Below are 20,247 nucleotides of genomic sequence, written 5' to 3' on the forward strand. Positions count from 1 at the left end.
TTCACAAAACTGGAAGAAAGGCGTTTTGGTTCTCAAGCATGAAAAAAGCGATACTGACTATATTGTTATTAGTTTCCCTGATCACGACTTATGCGGGGCATATTGCAGGCGGGGAAATGTATTATGAATATATTGGTCCGGGCACTACTGCTGCCAATACTTCTAGATATCGAATTACCTTACGTTTATTTAGAGATTTTTATGCCTCGGGTACCAGTGCTCCTTTACCAGGCAGTGTTATGTTGCTCATTTACAATAATACTACCCCTGCATCTCTTTATGGGTCTCAAGTAACTGCTCCTCAAATCAGTCAACAAGATTTAGCCCTTACAGATATAAATCCTTGTATCAATGGGAATGTAACAGTCAGATATCTTCTTGCCAACTACTCGGTTTTGGTTGATTTACCGAATACAGCAAGCGGATATGTCGTTATGTACCAAACTTGTTGCAGGAGTGTAGATATAAATAATATCCAAAAAGTACAGGTCACCCCTCAAACGTTGGGAGAAGGTGCAACTTATACCTGTAATATACCGGGAACAGGTGTGTTACCTTTAGGTGTTAACTCCAGTCCCGTTTTTGCACTAAAAGACACTACATTAGTCTGTCAAAATTCTCCTTTCATTCTTGATTTCAGTGCTACTGATCCCGATCAAGGTGATTCTTTGTCTTATAGTCTTTGTGCTGCATTCGACAGAGGTAATACTGCAAGTGCATTAGATCCAAATTACTCTTCCCCACCTTTTAATCCTGTTGGATATGTATCAGGGTTTTCCGGAACCAATCCGCTTGGAACCAATGCAACCATTGATCCTGTAACAGGTATTATTTCCGGCTTAGCGCCAGCAAGTGGTTATTATGTAATAAATGTTTGCATTACTGAATGGAGAAATGGAGTAGCTATATCACAACACAGAAAAGATTTTACACTTAGGGTATCTGATTGCTCACTAACTGGTGCTAGCCTAAAACCTACATATATTACTTGTAATGGGTTTACTATGAATTTCAAAAATGAGTCTCCCAGCCCTAATATCATTGGATATCTTTGGGATTTTGGGGAAAGAGGTGTTCCTAATCCAACTTCAATTGCACCAACTCCTACACATACTTATTCTGATACAGGCACTTTTGTTTTAAAGCTAAAAGTGAATAATGACAAAGGATGTGAAGATTCAACAACTGCTCAAGTACGTGTATATCCTGGCTTTGTTCCCGATTTTAATGTACAAGGTACTTGCTATCTCAATAATTTTAATTTTACTGATGCTACTACTACAGCTTATGGGGTAGTGAATAGCTGGCGATGGGATCTTGGTGATCTTACTACTGCAGCCGATACATCCAGAAGAAAAGATACCATTTGGAAATATGCGACTCCACAAACGGTTCAGGTGAAATTGGTGACCACTAATAGTAAAGGCTGTATAGACTCTATCACAAAACCCATTATTATACGCGATAAACCTCTTGTCAATCTTGCATTTCGAGATACATTGATATGCAGTATTGATACCCTTACTTTACAAAGCACCATTGGAAGCGGTACAGTTGCATGGACAACAGACAGACCTGCTAGTTTAGCCCGCATGTTGAATATTAATACACCCAACCCCATTGTATATCCGGTTGATACCACTCGCTATTTTATCACAATCAATGATAATGGTTGTATCAATACGGATACCGTCACAGTAAACGTATTAGACTTTATTGATGTTGAACTCGGACTGGATACCAGCATCTGTCGTACAGATCAATTTACCTTAAGTCCGGTCAGTGATGCATTGAGTTATCAATGGACTACATCTACGGGAGTTACTATACCCGGTAATACAAAATATCCTTTGGTACAGCCATTGGTGAGTACCATGTATTATGTGACTGCTAATTTGGGTTATTGTCAGGATAGAGATTCTGTATTTGCAAATGTGGCCCCTTATCCGCAAGCAATCGTACGAAGTGATACTACGATTTGTTTTGGTGATCGTGTGCAATTGGCCGGAGTCGTAGTGGGTGCCGGTTTTAACTGGTCACCCTCTTCTTCATTGATCAATGCCAATACATTGTTTCCCATTGCCGGTCCATCCAAAACCACACAATATATTCTTACAGCAATTGATACACTAGGTTGTAATAAACCTGTTCGAGATACTGTAACCATATTTGTCACTCAACCGCTTACTGCTTATGCAGGTAAAGATACTTTTGTGGTTGCAGGAAGACCCGTACAACTATTGGCAGAAGGGGGGAATAATTATCTATGGACGCCCACTACGGGATTGGATAATCCTACCAGCGCTTCTCCAACGGTAATACTGCCTGAAACCATCGATTCCATACGTTATATCGTTCGTGCGATTGGTGCCGGTGGTTGTTATGATGAAGATGATGTGATTGTCCGTGTCTTTAAAACAGGTCCCAACCTTTTTGTACCCTCGGCTTTTACACCCAATGGAGATGGGAAAAATGATATCGTCAGACCCGTAGGTGTAGGTATCGCTACATTACAATACTTCAGAGTTTATAACCGCTGGGGACAATTGGTATTCTCTACGAGTCAAACAGGAAAAGGTTGGGATGGTATTTTTAACGGTACTCCTCAACCATCAGGAACCTATGTATTTGAAGCAGTGGGCACCGATCAATCGGGTAACCGTGTTTATAAGAAGGGAACGATTGTGTTGATTAGGTGATAGTTCATTGCGCATAGCTAGTAGGTCATAGCGTATGGCAAATGGATCATGGCGAATAGCTTATGGAAGAAACTGTTTATTCATTTTTGCCATACGCTATGACCTATTAGCTATCTGCTACCTTAACTTTGCACAATGAAAAAAATCATACTCATTACTGGTGCTACATCCGGTTTTGGAAAAGCCATTACTTATACTTTTGCTGCTGCTGGATGGAACTGTATCATCACAGGCAGAAGAAAAGAAAGATTAGATACCATTGCAACAGATTTACAAACCAAATATGCCATTCAAATTTTATCTCTAGTTTTTGATGTGCAAGACAGAAAAACAGTGGCAGATACACTTAGTAATCTGCCGGAAGAATGGCAAGCGATAGATGTTTTGGTGAATAATGCCGGATTGGCACTGGGAAGAGACAGTTTTGAAAATGCCAACCTAGATGATTGGGATACGATGATGGATACGAATGTGAAAGGATTAATGTACGTTACCAAAGCCATTATACCTTTTATGATCAGTAGAAAGAAGGGGCATATCATCAATATTGGTTCCACTGCCGGTAAAGAAGTATACAAAGATGGTAATGCTTACTGTGCTAGTAAACATGCTGTTGATGCTATCAGCAAAGCAATGCGTATTGACCTGCTCCCCCATCATATCAAAGTAACTACTATTCATCCAGGTGCAGCTGAAACTGAATTCTCGATTGTAAGATTCAAAGGAGATACATCCAAGGCAGATGCGGTATATAATGGATACCATGCATTACAAGCAGAAGATATTGCGAATATCACATATTACACGGCCACTCTACCTGAACATGTATGCATCAATGATTTGGTTGTCACCTGCACATCTCAGGCCAATTCATTTTATTTGCAGAAAGACTAATTAACTTGTCCGCCTGGGCGGATGCAATTTGAAAATTTGAAAATGAAATACTCGCTTTCCTCATTTTCAAATTCTCAAATTTTCAAATTTTGACGTACACTCCATCATTATTTCCTCAACCACTGCTGCTGCAGGTTTGATTTCATGGATGAGTGCGCTTACTTGTCCGATTTCTAATTCGCCCTCTTCCATATCACCTTCAAACATTCCTTTTTTCGCCCTCGCTCTTCCTAAGATTTGTTTCAGCTCTTCTTCTGAAGCGCCGCGCAATTCAGCCGCTTTGATTTCTTCTGCGAATTTATTTTTTAAGAGTCGAACAGGTACTACTTTTTTCATCGCCAACTGTGTATCACCTTCACCCGCGTTAATAATTGCTTCTTTAAAAGCTAAGTGAGATGAAGCTTCCGGTGTACATACAAACCTACTTCCTACTTGAACGCCATCGGCTCCCAATACCATTGCTGCGAGCATTTGTGTGCCGGTAGCAATGCCTCCCGCAGCTATTACCGGAATATTAACAGCTGCACGTACGGCTGGTATCAAAACCATGGTTGTTGTTTCCTCTCGACCGTTATGCCCACCTGCTTCAAATCCTTCTGCTACAACAGCATCACAACCTGCTTCCTCGGCTTTCTTAGCAAACTTACTGCTACTCACTACATGCGCTACCTTGATCCCGCGCTCTTTCAAAAAGCCTGTCCATGTTTTAGGATTTCCCGCACTGGTAAAAACAATCGGTACTTTTTCGTCTATAATAATATCCATCAACTGATTAATATCCGGATACAACAAAGGCACATTCACTCCAAAGGGTTGATCTGTTGCTGCTTTACATTTTCGGATATGTTCGCGCAATACATCCGGATACATACTCCCCGCACCCAATAAACCAAGCCCACCCGCATTACTCACCGCACTCGCCAACCTCCACCCACTCGCCCATATCATGCCTGCTTGGATGAGGGGGTAGCGGGTGGCAAATAAAGAAGAGATGCGATTGTTAGTCCATAGTCCATGGTCCATAGTCGATGGTTATTTTAGTGATTTTTCAAATTTCGTAATCATCTTACAGAGTATTTCATATTCAGTATATGCTTTCTCAAAAATAATAGTATTAATATACGCTTTCTTCTTAGCAATAAACAGGCAGGCAACAACTTCAACTGCGGATCTTAAAGCATACCGCAAAAATCTAGTAAACTCAGCATTACTTTGTCCAGTTGATCCTTCAGCAATATTTAAAACAACTGAATCAGCCGCTCGTCGGATTTGATTGGACAGATTGTATATTTCATAATGAGGAAAAGAAATTACAATCTCTTGTACTAGCAGTGAAAGATCAAGAGACTTATTCCAAACTTGTAATGTTTCAAACTTAAAAGCCATAAACCGAAAATATCGGTTCTAAACATTCAAAAAACAGGTATTAATACTCCGTATAGTTACGCTCTCCAAGGTAACAACCATGGTCTATGGACCATAGACTATCGACTATTATCCAAAATCTATCTCCGTATTATCTCCAATATTCAAACTCCTGCTCAACCCTTTCACAGATGCATCACTGCCGATGAGTGAATTGTCGAGGACTACTTCATAGAGACTGGTGTAAGATCCGATGATACTATCTCTTACAATAGAATGTTTAATAGTGGTGTTGGCTCCAATGGCTACATGTGGACCAATAATGGAGTTAGCGATATCACAACCCGGCGCAATACTGACAGGAGGAATGATGATGGTATCTTTGAAATCGTGTCCATCTACAATATTACCTCCGAACTTTTTCAATAGGGTAGCATTGCTTTCTAATAAAGTTTCTTTCTTACCGCAATCAAACCAGTTCTTTACTTTGAATGACTGAAACTTTGCACCACGCTTGATCATACAATCCAGTGCATCTGTCAGATTGTATTCTCCATAAGTTTTAATGTCCTGTGTAAATAGATGATGCAAACATTCAAAAAGAAAATGGGTTTCCTTGATTTTGTATAAACCTACCAATGCCATATTGCTTTTTGGAATGGCTGGCTTTTCTACGACTTGTTCAATAAAACCATCATCACCAATAGAAGCTACTCCAAAATTTCTGGGGTCATCTACTTTTTTGATACCCAACATACTATATGGACTATTCACCACTTCCCTTACATCATACTCACAAATGGTATCGCCCAGCGCCACAAACACTTCATCCTGACCTACAATATTTCTGGTCAACTCAATAGCATGTCCTGTACCTTGGCGTTCATTCTGAAAAACGAAATGAGCAGTCATATCAGGATAGGTCTGCTTTACATAGTCTTGAATTTTTTCACCCAGATAACCCACAATAAAAATAAACTCATTGATACCGGCTTCTCTGAGTTGATCAACGATATAACTGAGAATGGTTTTTCCGGCAATAGGAATCAAGGCCTTGGGTTGCGTATAAGTATGCGGTCTGAGTTTAGTACCTGCACCCGCTACTGGTATGATTGCTTTCATGGGAGATTTTTTTTGACGAGTCCATTCGCACCATGCTTACAACAGCTCCACCCGGAAGCAGTTTTACTCATCAAGAGGTCGAAAATAGGAAAATCTGGTCATTGAGCAAGTGGTGTGGATATTTGGCTGAGGCCAAAGCTGCGAGCTTCGAGCTACTAGCTTCGAGCAAATAAAGGATGTAACATTATAATAATTACTTATTGCATATTCTTACATTAATGAATTACTAGAAGCTAGAAGCTAGCAGCTCGTAGCTCATAGCTTCTTATATTTGCACTAAATACTTCATCATGCAAAGAGATACCCTCGTATTCGATCTCATTAAACAGGAATTAGAACGTCAACGTCGTGGCATTGAGCTGATTGCGTCAGAGAATTTTACCAGCTTACAGGTGATGCAGGCCATGGGTAATGTAATGACCAACAAGTATGCCGAGGGGTATCCTGGTAGAAGATATTATGGTGGTTGTGAAATTGTGGATCAGACAGAACAATTAGCCATTGATAGACTTAAACAAATATTCAATATTGAATATGCCAATGTTCAACCCCACAGTGGCGCCCAAGCCAATGCTGCATTGATGCTGGCGATACTGCAGCCGGGTGATAAAATTTTAGGACTAGACCTAAGCATGGGCGGACACCTTACGCATGGTTCAGCTGTTAACTTCAGCGGTAAATTATATGAGCCTCATTTTTATGGTGTAAAAAGAGAAGATGGATTGGTAGATTATGAAATGCTGGAAGAAAAAGCAAGAACCGTGCGACCCAAACTCATCATTTGTGGTGCCAGTGCTTATAGCAGAGATTGGGATTATGCTCGTATACGTAAGGTAGCTGATGAGGTAGGTGCATTTGTGCTAGCCGACATCGCTCACCCAGCAGGATTAATCGCCAAAGGCTTATTGTCTGATCCTTTTGATCATTGTCACTTTGTAACCTCTACTACTCATAAAACACTACGTGGACCAAGAGGTGGTGTGATCATGATGAGAAGAGATACTGAGAACCCATTTGGTCTGAAGGATGTAAAAGGAAATTTACGGATGATGAGTAATCTCATTGATATGGCTGTATTTCCTGGAACACAGGGTGGGCCATTGGAACATGTAATTGCTGCAAAAGCAATAGCGTTTGGAGAAATTTTGACAGATGAATTTTTAGTTTATCAACAACAAGTACAAAAGAATGCACAAGCTATGGCAAAAGCTTTTGTTGATAGAGGGTATCAAATCATCAGTGGCGGCACAGACAACCATTTGATGCTTATTGATCTGAGGAACAAAAACATCAGTGGTAAAAAAGCAGAACAGGTATTGGGGCATGCAGATATCACTGCCAATAAAAATATGGTTCCATATGATGATAAAAGCGCCTTTGTTACTTCGGGTATTCGATTTGGAGTAGCAGCTATTACCACACGTGGTATGATTGAGAAGGATATGGAATTTGTTGTCAATTCAATTGATCAGGCTTTGATGAGTGCTGATGATGAATCAAAACTGAAAGATATCAAAAAGCAAGTGAATGATTTTATGTCTCAGTTCTCTTTGTATCCTGAAATGCAATAAGCAAGATTCAAGAATGAAGAGACAAGTAACAAGTCTTAAAAGAATTTTTCGCTAAAAGAAATATTATGATACAACGTGTACAATCATTATGGCTACTGGCTGCATCCATTTGCGGATTCGCTACTTTGAAAATGCCTTTTTATGTAGGTAGCGTTGGCGCTACTGCTGCAGAAGAGTTTACTGCTATGAGCCATTTATTGATACTCATACTCACTATCGCAGCTGCAATAGTTGCTTTGGTATCTATATTCTTGTACAATAACAGACCACTGCAGCTCAAAATTGCATTAGCCGGGATGGCTGTGAGCATCTTAAATATTGTGTTGTATTTTGTATTTACCAAAAAGTATGATACCGGTGCTATTGCTTTGAGTGCTGTGTTCATCTTTGCCATTCCTATCTTCTTTATCATGGCGATCATTGGCATCAATAAAGATGAGAAGCTGGTAAAGAGTGTAGATCGACTTAGATAGAAAAATATAATAAAGCCACAGATTCATCAGCCTAGGCTGATGAATCTGTGGCTTTATTATTTATAAGAATTTTGCCGTATTACTTTCTTTTAGTTTTTTGATCCCTTCAGGAATACCTGCATAAACTACTTGTCCACCGCCATCACCTGCCTCGGGTCCCATATCAATGAGCCAATCCGCAGATTTAATCACATCTGTATTGTGTTCAATCACAATCAATGAGTGACCTTGCTCTATCAATGCTTGAAATGAAGCCAGTAGTTTTTTGATGTCATGAAAATGAAGTCCGGTAGTGGGTTCATCAAAGATGAATAACATATGACCTACACCTTTCCCTTTACCCAAAAAACTCGCCAACTTTACACGCTGTGCCTCTCCGCCACTTAATGTGTCACTGCTTTGTCCGAGTTTGATATAGCCCAATCCTACATCCTGTAAAGGCTGTATGGCTGTTTTGATATTTTTTTCTTCGGTAAAAAATTCAATTGCATCATCTACACTCATATCTAGTATATCAAAAATATTTTTCCCTTTATACTGTACTTCGAGTACTTCCTCTTTGAATCGTTTGCCATTACAAACATCGCAAGTAAGGTGTACATCAGCAAGGAATTGCATTTCTACAATTTGTTCGCCTTCTCCTTTACAAGCATCACATCTTCCTCCATCTACGTTGAAAGAGAAATGCTTAGCCTGAAATCCACGCATCTTTGATAATGGCTGTTTCGCATACAAATCACGTATGGTATCATAGGCTTTGATATAGGTAATGGGATTACTTCTCGATGATTTACCAATCGGGTTTTGGTCTACCAATTCTATCTGTGAGATATAATCGGTGTCGCCACTGATCTTATTATGCAGCCCTACTTTCTCTGCAGGCTCTCCTTTCATTTTTTTCAAGGCAGGATATAAGACTTGCTTTACCAATGTGGTTTTACCACTACCACTCACGCCACTTACTACACAAAGTGTATTCAATGGAAATGCAACTGTGATATTTTTAAGATTATTCTGTGCTGCACCTTCCACTATGATGGAACGATTCCACTTTCTTACTTTATCTGGCGCTTCGATTTTTAGTTTTCCGGTAAGGTATTTACCTGTTAGGCTTTCAGGATGATGCGTGATCATTTCGTAATTGCCTGCTGCTACCACTTCTCCCCCTAAATGAGAAGCCAGTGGTCCCATATCAATGATATGATCAGCTTCTCGCATCATCATTTCATCGTGTTCAACCACTACTACTGTATTACCTAGATCCCGTAACGATTTCAGCACACTGATCAATCTTTCCGTATCCCTAGAATGAAGTCCGATAGAAGGTTCATCTAAAATGTACAAGGAATTGGTAAGGTTACTTCCCAAGCTTCTGGTTAATTGAATACGTTGACTTTCTCCCCCACTGAGTGAATTGGCCAAACGATTCAAAGTGAGATAACCCAAACCTACATCCAATAAGGTTTGTAATCGTTGGTGAATTTCAATCAGGATTCTTTTTGCAATTTGCTGATCATGTTCAGAGAGTACCAATTCATTGAACCACTTTTTCAAATCACGAACCTGCCATTCACATAGTTCCCCAATATGTTTACCACCGACTTTAACATACAAAGCTTCTTTTCTCAATCGGTAGCCTTCACATGTAGTACAGGTAGTTCTTCCACGATAACGGCTCAACAATACCCTGAACTGTACTTTGTATAAATTCTGTTCAACATCTTTAAAGAAATCATCAATTCCATAAGCTCCGGCTATCCCTTTCCATAATTGCTGGTATTGTTCTTTGGTGAGTTCTGCAATAGGCTTGTGTATCGGGAATCCAATTTTAGAAGCGCCTTTAATAAACTGTTCTTTCCACCAACTCAACTTCTCACCCTTCCAAGGCGCTACTGCACCTTCGTATACACTGAGCCGTCTATCAGGAATGACCAAATCAGTGTCAATACCCAATACCTGACTGAATCCTTCACATACCGGACAAGCTCCGTACGGATTATTAAAAGAAAACAGATTGGGAACGGGTTCTTCAAATACGATACCATCCAGTTCAAAACGGTTACTGAAATGATGTAGACGATCACCATCTACTTCTACCATCATTTCTCCATCTCCTTCATAAAAAGCAGTATTGACTGAGTCTGACAAACGATGCAGGTCTTCTTCTTCAAAATCTTTTACCACCATTCGATCAATCAACACATATACCGCATGCTTACTAGACTTGGAAACCGGAATGGTCTTTTGTAAAGTCTTATCATCCATTTCAAGCAACTCTTCAATACGCAGTATTTGACCTTCTCCGGTCTTACTCCATATCCTTGAAAATCCTTTCTGCATGAGAATATTCAGCTCTTCCCGAGTATCTCTGTTGGCATGTTGTTTAAAGACTACCAATATCACAACCTTCGTTCCGTGAGGAAGGGTGTTTACAAAAGAAACAACATCCGAAACATCATCTTTTTTTACTTCTCTGCCACTGATGGGAGAAATGGTTTTTCCTGTACGCGCATACAATAAACGGAGGTAATCATAGATCTCTGTCATACTCCCCACCGTACTTCTAGGGGTTCTAGTAATAACTTTTTGTTCGATGGCGATGGCAGGGCAAAGTCCTTTTATATAATCCACATCCGGTTTTACCATCCTGGCCATGAACTGACGGGCATAAGCACTTAAACTTTCGGCATAGCGTCTTTGTCCCTCAGCAAACAAAGTATCAATGGTCAAAGAAGATTTACCGCTACCGGATACACCGGTCACTACAATGAGTTGATTACGAGGAAAAGCTACCGTAACATTCTTGAGGTTATGCATTCTGGCACCTTTCACCAGAATGGTATCAGTATTTTCCTTTTCGCTAAGTGCAGTTCCTGCTTGTTGTTTCGTCTTAGTAGCCATAAGTGCAGCAATTTAAACACAATAATGACCGGTAGGTTTAGAAAAGAGAAAGATTTAGTGAAATGGGGGCTTAAAAACAGATGTGAAAAATGTGAATAACCATTTCATTGAAAAACAATGTATCCACAAAAGAAACTGGTGTATGAAAGATGTATAATTTAACACAACCAATTTAAAATCAGGGTACGTATATCCTGATACAATGGTTTTTTATAATCCAATATCCTGTTTTTAAAACGTAGCCAAACGACCCAAACATGAAAACATTAGACCAAGTGTCTGATATTGATCTAATCCGTTCCTTTCAGGAGGGCGATGCCGGCTCCTTTGAGGTGTTGGTGAACCGATACAAAGACAGGATCTATTCATCGATTCTATTCTTTGTAAAAGACACTTATCTCGCCGAGGACCTCTTTCAGGACGTATTTATCAAGATCATTGACACGTTAAAAAACAGACGTTACACAGAAGAAGGGAAATTCCTGCCTTGGGCCCTGCGCATTGCACATAACCTGTGTGTGGACTATTTCCGTAAAGTAAAAAGAGCCCCTGCTATCAAGACCAGCGATAATCAGGATATTTTTGAAGTGATACAAATCACCGAAGAAGGACCTGATGCCAAGCTTATGCGCGCTCAAAGCCATGAACGGGTTCGCAGAATGCTGGATCTCCTACCGGAAGAACAGAGAGAAATCATTGTGCTGAGACATTATGCCAATTTAAGTTTCAAAGAGATCGCACAAATTACCAATTGCAGTATCAATACTGCGTTAGGACGTATGCGATATGGACTGATCAATCTTAGGAAAATGATGGTTGAAAAACAGATTGTTTTATAAGTCTTTGCTCAGAATTGTTACGATAAAAATAAAGCCCCGATCTAAAAAGTCGGGGCTTGTCAATTCTGTGAATATGGTTGTATTATTTCTTCTTATCAAAAGCCGCTTTCATAGCATCTAAATGATCTACAAACTTTTGTACATTCGGCACATACCCATATTTGATATCACTCAAGGGATTACCTTCTAAATCCAGAAACATATAAAGGGGTTGCGCATTGAAACCAAACTTGGTGATTTCATAATCCAGGTTTTTCTGTCCAACATTGGTGATCATGTTCCCATTCTTGTCTTTATAATGTTCACTTTCCGGTAACTCAATATTATATTCATCAACATACAAACTAATTAAAACAAAATTCTCTTTGATTCTTTTGAGTACGGCCGGATCTTTCCAGACCTGCTCCTCCATTTTTCTACAGTTGGCACAGGTATGTCCTGTGAAGTCAAGCATCACCGGCTTATTCAAGGCTTTTGCAGCAGCCATTCCTTCTTCCAAATCAAAATATGCAACCAACCCAAAAGGCACTTTTAGCTTATCGGCATATTTCATCGGAGGTTTTGCTGCATTGGTATCGTTTGTAGATACCATAACAGTATTATTACCGATTTTGTATTTCAGGTCATCCAAATTAAATTCTTGTGTGGTAGATGGCGGAATGAACCCACTCAATAATTTCAAAGGAGCTCCCCATAAACCCGGTATCATGTATACCGTAAAACTAAATGCGGCGATAGCAAAGAATAAACGGGGTACACTGATAAATTTCAGCTCACTATCATGAGAAAATTTCAGTTTTCCGATCAGGTATAAGCCCATCAATCCAAAAATTACGATCCATAAAACTAAGAAAACATCCCTATTCAATAATCCCCAATGATAGGTCAGATCTACATTCGATAAGAATTTCAAAGCTAATGCCAATTCAATAAAACCAAAAGTTACTTTCACAGCATTCAACCAGCCACCGCTCTTTGGCAAAGACTGTAACATAGACGGGAAAAAGGCAAATAAAGAAAACGGAATGGCCAATCCGAGACCAAATCCCATCATCCCAATAATAGGCGCAATACTTACGCCCTGTGTACTGGTTTGTCCGAGTAAAGTTCCTACCAATGGACCCGTACAAGAAAAAGAAACAATGACTAGGGTTAGTGCCATGAAGAAGATACCCAATAATCCACCTTTCCCAGCTTGCTGATCAGCTTTATTTGCCCAGCTATTGGGTAGTGTTAATTCAAAAGCCCCAAAGAAAGAAATGGCAAATACAATGAAAAATGCAAAGAACAGCAGATTGGAAACCGGATGTGTTGAGATCGTATACAAAATGGTATCTCCAAAAATCAAAGTTAGGATCAATGTTGGTACCGTATAAATCAATACAATACTGAATGAATACCATAAAGCATTGCGAATGCCTTCTGCTCTGCTTTTACTTCTTTTGAGGAAGAAGCTAACTGTAACCGGTATCAAAGGAAATACACAAGGTGTGATGATCGCCAGCAATCCTGTAACGAGGCAGATCAAGAAAATATTCCATAATGATTCGTCTCCGGCTGCGGTAGCATCACTTGCTGCTGTATCAGCAGATGGAATCGTAACAGATACCATTTCAGAACCACTTGGAAATTCATCGCCACGAATACCCAGCCAATCAAAGCTTCCTTTGATCTTAACTGTATCTTTTCCAATCTTTAAAAAATATTTGAAACCGGCACTGTCCGAATAAACCAATGAATTCTGTTCGGCACCTGCGGGTTTCACAGATTGATTTACACCAAAAGATTGAACTGAATCAATGATAAAACGACTGTTAGATTTTGTGGTATCCTGATTGAGTGCACTTACAAATACATCGTCTGCATTTTGTTTTTGAACACCGAATAACTGTAAGCCTTTACCTATGATTGTTTTCACCGTAACGATTGCAGTTGTATCTGAAGTTCGTACTGCTTGGAAAGAAAACTGCACAGGTGTATTGTCCTGTGCAGTAAGTATATTGGTAAAAGAAAATAGAGTAAGAAATAAAGTCGCTAATAAATACTTCATCTTATTGTAGCTTAATATCAAAAGATTTTTTGGTAGGAGGTAAACATTGGGCATCATCACAAACCATGTATTCGATGGTTCCGGTGACATTGGTTTTTACCTTTCCTTTTAATTTTACAGTTTGCACATATTGCGCTTTATTGGATAAGTAGAGCACATCTGTCTGAAAAATTTCATCATAAATCTTTTCTACTTTCCCGATTTCTTTAGCTGTACCTACCAATGAGATCAATGGATTGGGTTTCACCGTCATTTTAGTAGGAATAGGACCACCCTTACCGGTTTTCTGAGAGTAAATATGCCATTTACCTTGAATGGTAGCGGTCAATACCACGTCATAAGTGTCTGCTGATTTTTTCTTGGCTTCGAAAGTCCAGCTAACAGGATCTTTGATCTGAGCAGTGACTACCCCTGCAATCATTGTTAATATCAGTGTGTAAAATAGTTTTTTCATATGGTTGTGATAAAGACGTTTATAAATGAAAAACCTTACTGTTAATTCAATCCTAACAGTTCAAATACTTTTTTGCCATCCAGATTATTCAATGCAGTTGAAGTAGCCCTTTCAGGATGTGGCATCATTCCAAATACATTATTTCCTACATTTTTAATGCCCGCAATATTCCTTACCGCACCATTTGGATTGTGTGCGGCATCTATATTCCCGTTCTCATCACAGTAACGGAAAATTACTTGGTTATTAGCCTCCAGTTGATCCAGCGTAGCATCATCTGCAAAAAATCTTCCTTCACCATGTGCAATGGGAATTTTTAATGCTTCTCCATTACCGTTTTTAATGTATACGTTCTTACAGATGAATTGTTGATTGGCATTTTGAAGTAATACACCCGGTAATAATCCACTCTCACAAAGAATTTGAAATCCATTACACACCCCTAATACTTTTCCACCACGGTTTGCAAAATCAATCACGCTTTGCATCATGGGACTAAAACGAGCAATAGCACCACAACGTAGATAGTCGCCATAAGAAAATCCTCCCGGAAGAATGATACAATCATCAGTAGAAAACATACTTAGGTCTTTGTCTTTATGCCAAAGCATCACTACTTCTTTACCTAGGTCATGCTGTAATGAATCCTGCATATCCCTGTCACAATTTGATCCCGGGAAAACGACAACACCAAATTTCATGAAAGTTGATTTATGGATGACGGCACCTAAGTTCAAAGTAAAAAGACCTTAAACCAAGGCTCCTCTAAATTTCGCCCCAAAGGTACGTTCACACAAGTTAATACACCCCTAATTTTTCAACAGATACCAATTATTGAGCCCAATGATAATGACAGTCGCAATGAACAAAAGATTGGGGAAACTGAGATTTCTTGGATTGGAAAAGGCATTGGCTACAAAAGCACTGATGGGGATAAGGCATAATATACCGGATTCTAATCCACCCAATTCAAAAATGAATGGTACAGGCAGTAAAGTCAGCAGCATGACCATCATGACGCCCCAATTTTTCCTGATTTGAATGACCATGCGGTTGATACTTACCTGCCAAAAGAAGAGACCACAGAGCAATAATACCCCCAAACCGATCACTCCTCTTAGAAAAACAGCTCCGGATGCCCCTTGGGGAATACCCAGATAAAAATCAGGAACCATCGACTGAAACTCCGACAATCGATCAGTGAGAAAAAGTGCTGATAGAACGAAATAATAAGGCAGTGATATCCCCATCAATAAAATAAGCCATTCTGCCAATCTAAATGGTCTTACAACAGCAAGCGCAAACAAGACTACTCCTACCAATATGGCCATGGGGTGATAACACAATACGGCAAGTCCGGCAATCATCCCGGTATTAAATAGCAATGTTTTGGGATTGGAATGATTGTAAAGTCGACTGAGTTTAATGAAAATCCAGATCACCAAAGAGTTAGATACCAGTGCAGGTGAAATGGCACACCATTGCGGAATGACAGCAGTTAATAATACATAGGTCATCGCAGGGAGGTAATTGGAAGATTGGTACATCCTGAGTTCATTCAAAGCCAGATTCAATCGAATAGCCTGTACCAATACCAACCCATGATACAACAGCAATCTGATCACAGCAGGTAATGAAGCAATATAATGATCTAATATGAGGGAGATGAGTCCGTCGTTCGTTCCACTATTGGTATCAATGACCGGAGATTCGATCAAAAAATGAAAATGGATGCTGACGCTTAATACAATTAATAGGAAGATATTAATGAATGACTTATCTCTGAATAATCCGACCACAAGTAGAAATCAAAGGGTTAATAATCAATTTTCGCAAAACAGGTATAGCCTCTATACTGACAAGGAATGATGAGTTGTCTGGCCCCTACTTGCTTTGCATGTCTGGGCATAAAGTTATAACCTCTATCCAGATTTTTGAAAGTTGGGTTACGATTGATTTGTCCATTGGGTGCAATACTTTGATCAGACAGTATATTATCTCTTTTCTCCTGCACATTGAAAAGGAAGTGTAGACGGTCACCCGTATTGAGCATACCGAATCCTATAAAATTATCGGTATTATCATCATATTGAGATTTGCGGATCACATTACTCCATTCCATTTTACCGGTTTTGTCAAAAGATATGACGGTTACATTATCTGCATAATACCGTGTCATATTATTATTATTGAATGTATTGATGCGCCACCATGGATAAAAACCGAGTGGGCTATTCCAACTATAATAATCGAGCTGCGACCAATATGGAGATCCATATAAATAATCCCAGCGGCTTAATGTATTACCGCGCGTACTACTATAAGCTGATTCTGAAATCACAATAAAACCTCCATCTTTGCGAAGAATGATATTATTTAAGAAGAAGTCATTAAATGCTGTTTTGGTATTGCCGTCATTACGTACATCTGTTCTAAACTCATCAGAAAATGCAGTAGCAGTATTAAGCATTTCTTTTTGCGCATCCTTATCCCATAAATAATAATACAAACCATCAATATTTCCCCTTCGTTGCTTACTATAATAGGAGGTAACAATATAATGTCTGTTCAAGTTATCTGCTTTGATACGGATATCATCGAGATAAAATCCTTTGATCGATAAATCAGCAAACTGCACAAAATCAGCATTGGCTTTTTTGGTTACCAAAGTAACTTTATTGATATTGTCGTTCTGAGAAGTACCAGAAGCGCGAATACAAGCCATATCACCATCATTGTCTACAATAAACTCTGATAAAAAATCATTTCGTTGCGGCATTTCTACCCCTACCTTGCTTTTCTTGAGTAGATTCAGATCTTTATCAAACAATGATGTTGTCAGCACATGCATTTTATCATTCCTACTACTGATTTTGAAGACCATGATCTTTTGCTTGTCTTCGCTGAATAGTATGGTATATACATTCCTATTACTTGCATAGGCCATGTTATTCGTTGTATCCACCTGAATCGGGTCACCTATTCGTTTCCCTTTCGAGTCGAATTTCACTGCCATACAATAAAATACATTCTTGCGCTGGAACTGATAAAACATATAAGCAAAACCGGGATAAATCTGGAAATCGGCACTGATGGTACGATCCGGGAGAAAATCGAGTTTATTCTTTTCGATCATTTTCATACCATTATCAAAGACACACATAAAGCCCACATCCCGATAACTCTTATACACTAAAATATTTCCCTCTACTTTACCCAATACCTCAAAATTCATGACACGGGCATCTTCCCTGTCAGGCTCAGAGTAGGCAATTTGTTGAGCAACAAGAGAAGTGCCTGTCAGAAAAAGAAGACATATCAGGAAGAAGAGAAATTTTTTCATTTCCGAACCCGTTTTAAGTATTTCAAATGTAAGATATATGGCTAATACATGGCAAGTATCATCTGAATCTATTCAATGTATCCTTTTTTACATGAAACGGCCAACTGGTTCAATAGTTGCCTAATGGAGGGTGAAATAAATCTTAATTTCTTCTAAAGAATACTCTTTATCGTTACTTGAAATTTCCTATACATTTGTTAAAGATTCAGGCACAAATGCCGGACTCTACTTGGAGTGAGTAAGAATTTAAACAAGGTTACCTCTGCAGGACTCATCATTGCACTGGGTATCATCTACGGCGACATCGGTACTTCCCCTCTGTATGTACTGAATGAAATCATTCATGGAAAAGTCATTAGTGAAGCATTGATCTTAGGGTCATTATCCTGTGTGATTTGGACACTTACCCTACAGACCACGATCAAATACGTGATCCTGACCCTCAAGGCGGATAACAAAGGGGAAGGTGGTATTTTTAGTTTGTATGCATTGGTACGAAGAAGAAAAAAATGGCTGGTAGTGCCTGCCATGATCGGTGGCGCAGCATTATTAGCAGACGGGATCATCACTCCTCCCATCTCGATTACATCTGCGATTGAGGGTTTACGACAACTACCATCCCTAAGTCATATTCAAACCAGTACGATTGTTGGTATTGTTATCGCCATCATCAGTTTGATTTTCTTCATGCAACAGTTTGGTACCGCATCTATTGGTAAAATGTTTGGGCCCATTATGTTGGTTTGGTTTGGCATGCTGGCTATTTTGGGTGCGATTCATTTACTGGACGATATCGCTATTTTTAAGGCATTCAATCCATATTATGCTTTTGAATTATTGACCATGTATCCGAAAGGATTTTGGCTCTTAGGTGCAGTATTCCTTTGTACAACAGGTGCCGAAGCCTTGTACAGTGATTTAGGACATTGTGGAAAAGGGAATATTCGTATTTCCTGGATGTTTGTTAAATGCTGTCTGATATTGAACTATCTCGGACAAGGAGCATGGCTACTGGCCAATTATGAAGGTGGTCCTATCCCTGAAAATTTGATCGCAGGCGGTTTCAATCCGTTTATTGGCATTATGCCACAATGGTTCAAACTAGCCGGTATCATCATTGCAACAACTGCCGCTATTATTGCGAGCCAGGCTTTGATATCAGGTTCTTTTACATTGATCAGTGAAGCTATGCGTTTGAATTTGTGGCCAAAGATGAAGATCCATTATCCAACTGAAGAAAAAGGTCAATTGTATATTCCTGGCATCAGTCTTCTTTTGTACGTAGGTTGCGTAGCCATCGTTTTATACTTCCAGAAATCTGCCAACATGGGTGCTGCCTATGGTTTGGCGATTACGATGTGTATGATCAGTACATCGATCCTTTTTGCCAACTTCCTTGTGAGTAGAAGAGTACTACCTGTATGGATCTATCTCTATTTGATTGTTTATCTCGCCATTGAATTATCTTTCTTGGTAGCGAATTTGGAGAAATTCATGCATGGGGGTTATGTGACCTTAATCGTAGGCGGTGCATTGTTTGCTGTAATGTATATATGGTTCAGAAGCAGAAAGATTAAAAATAGGTACGTAGAATTTGTACGTATGGAACATTACATACCCATGATCCAGGAACTAAGTAATGATAAAACCATCCCTAAATACGCTACCCACTTGGTATACATGACCAGTGCTAATAATCCGAAAGAGATTGAACATAAAATCATGTATTCTATCCTGAATAAAAAACCAAAACGTGCAGATATCTATTGGTTTGTACATGTGGATGTATTAGACGATCCATATACCTGTGAATATTCTGTAGAGCATATCATCCCTAATGATATCATTCGTGTTGAATTCCGACTAGGATTCAGAATGGAGCAGCGCATTAATCTCATGTTCAGAAAAGTAGTGGAAGAACTGGTGAATAATAAAGAAGTGAATATCACCAGCCGATATGAAAGTTTGGAAAAAAATAATGTGGTAGGTGATTTTCAATTCATCGTATTGGAAAAATATTTGAGTCAGGACAATGAACTACCGTTCTTTGAGCGTATCGTCATGAAATTGTATTTCTGGCTGAAAGAGATCAGTTTGGGTGAAGAACGTGGTTTTGGACTTGACCCCAGTAATGTTACCATCGAAAAATTCCCGCTGATCGTTGCGCCGGTTTCTAAGTTGAATCTGAAGCGTGTATATTATGAAGGAAGCGATTTTGAATGAACCATATCACACCCCAAGAACTCAAACAAAAAATAGATGATGGTCATGTGTTCCTTCTCGATGTAAGAGAACAAATTGAACATCAGGAATTCAATATTGGCGGTACTTTGATACCCCTTGGAGATTTGTTGCTCCATATCAACGAAATACCTTCAGACCAACCTGTAATCGTTTACTGTAAAAAAGGAATCCGAAGCCAAATCGCCATCCAAAGACTCGAAGAAAAAACAGGACTTACTAATCTAATAAATCTAAAAGGCGGTATAGACGCCTGGAAAAAAGTTTTTGACTTTTGACTTTTCTCCAAAGGAGT

Annotated in this window: 16 protein-coding genes; 7 read left to right on the forward strand and 9 right to left on the reverse strand. The window is 39.3% G+C overall.

Features of this window, described 5'->3' with window-relative positions; translation table 11 throughout:
• The first annotated feature begins 38 nt into the window (after positions 1-38).
• Positions 39-2,699, forward strand: a complete 2,661-nt coding sequence (locus ACTIEV_RS07930; RefSeq protein ID WP_322195083.1) for a PKD domain-containing protein — start codon at positions 39-41, stop codon at positions 2,697-2,699.
• A gap of 135 nt (positions 2,700-2,834) precedes the next feature.
• Positions 2,835-3,593, forward strand: a complete 759-nt coding sequence (locus ACTIEV_RS07935) for an SDR family NAD(P)-dependent oxidoreductase (protein WP_322195085.1) — start codon at positions 2,835-2,837, stop codon at positions 3,591-3,593.
• A 66-nt stretch (positions 3,594-3,659) separates the two neighbouring features.
• Here ACTIEV_RS07935 and ACTIEV_RS07940 read toward each other — a convergent pair whose 3' ends face one another.
• The 3 genes from ACTIEV_RS07940 to ACTIEV_RS07950 form a co-directional block, all read right to left on the reverse strand.
• Positions 3,660-4,616 carry an NAD(P)H-dependent flavin oxidoreductase gene (locus ACTIEV_RS07940; RefSeq protein WP_322195087.1) on the reverse strand — a complete coding sequence of 319 codons (957 nt, stop codon included), beginning with the start codon at positions 4,614-4,616 and terminating at the stop codon, positions 3,660-3,662.
• 9 nt (positions 4,617-4,625) lie between these two features.
• Positions 4,626-4,979 carry a four helix bundle protein gene (locus ACTIEV_RS07945; protein ID WP_322195089.1) on the reverse strand — a complete coding sequence of 118 codons (354 nt, stop codon included), beginning with the start codon at positions 4,977-4,979 and terminating at the stop codon, positions 4,626-4,628.
• A 108-nt stretch (positions 4,980-5,087) separates the two neighbouring features.
• Complete coding sequence (locus ACTIEV_RS07950) at positions 5,088-6,080, reverse strand: sugar phosphate nucleotidyltransferase (RefSeq protein ID WP_322195092.1); 993 nt, start codon at positions 6,078-6,080, stop codon at positions 5,088-5,090.
• Positions 6,081-6,370: 290 nt separating this feature from the next.
• On the opposite strand from ACTIEV_RS07950, the gene glyA reads away from it, so the two are divergent.
• Positions 6,371-7,651: a serine hydroxymethyltransferase gene (glyA, locus tag ACTIEV_RS07955; protein WP_322195094.1), complete on the forward strand. Its 1,281-nt coding sequence runs from the start codon at positions 6,371-6,373 to the stop codon at positions 7,649-7,651.
• Between the two features lie 65 nt (positions 7,652-7,716).
• On the forward strand, positions 7,717-8,124 hold the full coding sequence (locus tag ACTIEV_RS07960) for a DUF4293 domain-containing protein (protein WP_322195096.1): 408 nt from the start codon (positions 7,717-7,719) through the stop codon (positions 8,122-8,124).
• Between the two features lie 60 nt (positions 8,125-8,184).
• Here ACTIEV_RS07960 and uvrA read toward each other — a convergent pair whose 3' ends face one another.
• Positions 8,185-11,025, reverse strand: coding sequence for an excinuclease ABC subunit UvrA (gene uvrA, locus ACTIEV_RS07965; protein WP_439516320.1), 2,841 nt, complete (start codon positions 11,023-11,025; stop codon positions 8,185-8,187).
• 257 nt (positions 11,026-11,282) lie between these two features.
• Between uvrA and ACTIEV_RS07970 the strand changes: the two genes are divergently transcribed.
• Complete coding sequence (locus ACTIEV_RS07970; RefSeq protein ID WP_178887791.1) at positions 11,283-11,864, forward strand: sigma-70 family RNA polymerase sigma factor; 582 nt, start codon at positions 11,283-11,285, stop codon at positions 11,862-11,864.
• An 82-nt stretch (positions 11,865-11,946) separates the two neighbouring features.
• Here ACTIEV_RS07970 and ACTIEV_RS07975 read toward each other — a convergent pair whose 3' ends face one another.
• From ACTIEV_RS07975 to ACTIEV_RS07995, 5 genes are all read right to left on the reverse strand, one after another.
• Positions 11,947-13,914, reverse strand: a complete 1,968-nt coding sequence (locus tag ACTIEV_RS07975) for a protein-disulfide reductase DsbD family protein (RefSeq protein WP_439516321.1) — start codon at positions 13,912-13,914, stop codon at positions 11,947-11,949.
• Between the two features lies 1 nt (position 13,915).
• Positions 13,916-14,368 carry a protein-disulfide reductase DsbD domain-containing protein gene (locus tag ACTIEV_RS07980; RefSeq protein WP_250687466.1) on the reverse strand — a complete coding sequence of 151 codons (453 nt, stop codon included), beginning with the start codon at positions 14,366-14,368 and terminating at the stop codon, positions 13,916-13,918.
• Between the two features lie 41 nt (positions 14,369-14,409).
• Positions 14,410-15,069: a phosphoribosylformylglycinamidine synthase subunit PurQ gene (gene purQ, locus ACTIEV_RS07985; protein ID WP_439516322.1), complete on the reverse strand. Its 660-nt coding sequence runs from the start codon at positions 15,067-15,069 to the stop codon at positions 14,410-14,412.
• A gap of 108 nt (positions 15,070-15,177) precedes the next feature.
• The gene (locus ACTIEV_RS07990) at positions 15,178-16,167 is read right to left on the reverse strand and encodes a hypothetical protein (protein ID WP_439516323.1); all 990 of its coding nucleotides are present in this window, start codon (positions 16,165-16,167) and stop codon (positions 15,178-15,180) included.
• Positions 16,168-16,184: 17 nt separating this feature from the next.
• Positions 16,185-17,711 (reverse strand): hypothetical protein, encoded by a 1,527-nt coding sequence (locus tag ACTIEV_RS07995; RefSeq protein ID WP_322195112.1) that lies wholly within the window; start codon positions 17,709-17,711, stop codon positions 16,185-16,187.
• Between the two features lie 234 nt (positions 17,712-17,945).
• Between ACTIEV_RS07995 and ACTIEV_RS08000 the strand changes: the two genes are divergently transcribed.
• Both ACTIEV_RS08000 and ACTIEV_RS08005 read left to right on the forward strand, forming a co-directional pair.
• The gene (locus tag ACTIEV_RS08000; RefSeq protein ID WP_322195114.1) at positions 17,946-19,934 is read left to right on the forward strand and encodes a KUP/HAK/KT family potassium transporter; all 1,989 of its coding nucleotides are present in this window, start codon (positions 17,946-17,948) and stop codon (positions 19,932-19,934) included.
• Positions 19,931-20,230 carry a rhodanese-like domain-containing protein gene (locus ACTIEV_RS08005; protein WP_322195116.1) on the forward strand — a complete coding sequence of 100 codons (300 nt, stop codon included), beginning with the start codon at positions 19,931-19,933 and terminating at the stop codon, positions 20,228-20,230. Before ACTIEV_RS08000 ends, ACTIEV_RS08005 begins: the two co-directional genes overlap by 4 nt.
• The last annotated feature ends 17 nt before the right edge of the window (positions 20,231-20,247 follow it).

The organism is Sediminibacterium sp., assembly GCF_051861365.1.
Classification (GTDB): domain Bacteria; phylum Bacteroidota; class Bacteroidia; order Chitinophagales; family Chitinophagaceae; genus Sediminibacterium.